The following is a 1488-nucleotide window of genomic DNA, read 5'->3' as shown; positions in this document are numbered from 1 at the left end:
ATGCCTTGACGACAGTGCCCGTCCGCTCCTCGGGGTGAAGGACTTTTCAATTGTCTCGCATACGGTCTCAGGTCCAGTGCACTGAAAAAGATGGGTAGTCGTTCTTTTGATTCGATTTTTTGAAGCTCCTCAAAGGAAAACAGACATTCTTGGAGAATATACAAAGGGGACTTCCTCCTCTTGAGTGTTTTGGTTTGGTCACCAAAAAACTTCTCCAAGTTGGGGTGAAGTCCTTTTTTATGCTTAAAATTCCTTTTTGTAACAAGGGTTTAGATTAATGCAAAACGCTCATATAAATAGATCGCATCGTGTAATATAATGTAAATAATATTGTTTCTATAAGGAGGCAAAGCCATGTCGACAGTACCAGACAAAGTATTTATTTCATACTCCTGGAGTTCACCAGAACACAAAGCCTGGGTGATTGAACTAGCAACAAACCTAGAAAGAGATGGGATAGAAGTTATTTTGGATGATTGGGATACAACGGAAGGGCAAGATCTCAATAAATTTATGGAGAAGATGGTAAATGATTCTGACATAAAAAGGGTGTTGGTAATTAGTGATAAAATTTATGCTGAGAAAGCAGACGGCAGATATGGTGGGGTTGGTACAGAAACAACAATTGCTTCTATAGAAGTATACAAAGATTCAGACCAGAGTAAATTCATCGCTCTTATCGCAGAAGTTGATGATAATGGAAATGCATATTTACCTACTTATTTGAAAGGAAAAAAATACATAGATTTGTCCTCTCCACAAAATTTTGAAGAAGGATATAGAAAACTTATAAGAAATTTATATCATAAGCCAGAAAATCCTAGACCAGAAAGGGGGACGGCACCTAAATGGCTTATGCATGATGAAAAAAAAAACCTAAGTAACAGTAGTACCCATTTAAATATACTAAAAAAGATTGCTGATTCAAGACCAAATAAATTAGACAATGCATTCAATCAATTTCTCTCAGCATTTCTTAACGATTATAAATCATATGCTACAAGATTTGAATCAAATACAGAATTAGATAGAATAGCATTTGAGTGTTTCGAATCAATGATTGAGTTGAGAGATATATATGTTGAGGGTATAGAGACCTATTTTAATTATGCTGATGTGATTAAAGTAAAATACATAATAAATTTGTTAGAAGATATATATCCTTTAATTTATACAAGAGATGAGACACAAAGTTCTTTTTTTGAATCACAGTTTGATCATATGAAGCTCTTTGTTATGGAAATAATACTATATACTGTAGCAGTTTTAATAGAATATGAGCGATATAAGGAATTAGAAACTCTCCTTAAGAATCATTATTTTGTTATAGACAGATCTTCCAGAGAAATTCATGGACCCGTGTGCATTTTTCAATTTCATCCTGATACTCTTTCTAATTATATGCGGAGACAAAATGAATGGATTTCTCCAATAGGGGAATTATTAACAAAGCGAACTACTATACCAAAGTATTCTAATGCACAAATA

Annotated in this window: 1 protein-coding gene and 1 pseudogene; one reads left to right on the top strand and one right to left on the bottom strand. The window is 33.7% G+C overall.

Annotated features, from left to right (window positions below):
• A pseudogene (locus tag A3844_RS33685) lies at positions 1-164 on the bottom strand (transposase); the annotation flags it as partial.
• Between the two features lie 190 nt (positions 165-354).
• Between A3844_RS33685 and A3844_RS31645 the strand changes: the two are divergent.
• Positions 355-1488, top strand: a 1134-nt coding sequence (locus A3844_RS31645; protein WP_074109586.1) for a toll/interleukin-1 receptor domain-containing protein, incomplete at its 3' end; no start/stop codon positions are given.

This window comes from Paenibacillus helianthi (assembly GCF_001909055.1).
In the GTDB taxonomy this organism is placed as follows: domain Bacteria; phylum Bacillota; class Bacilli; order Paenibacillales; family Paenibacillaceae; genus Paenibacillus_AQ; species Paenibacillus_AQ helianthi.
This window is presented reverse-complemented; position numbering and strand designations above follow the sequence as displayed.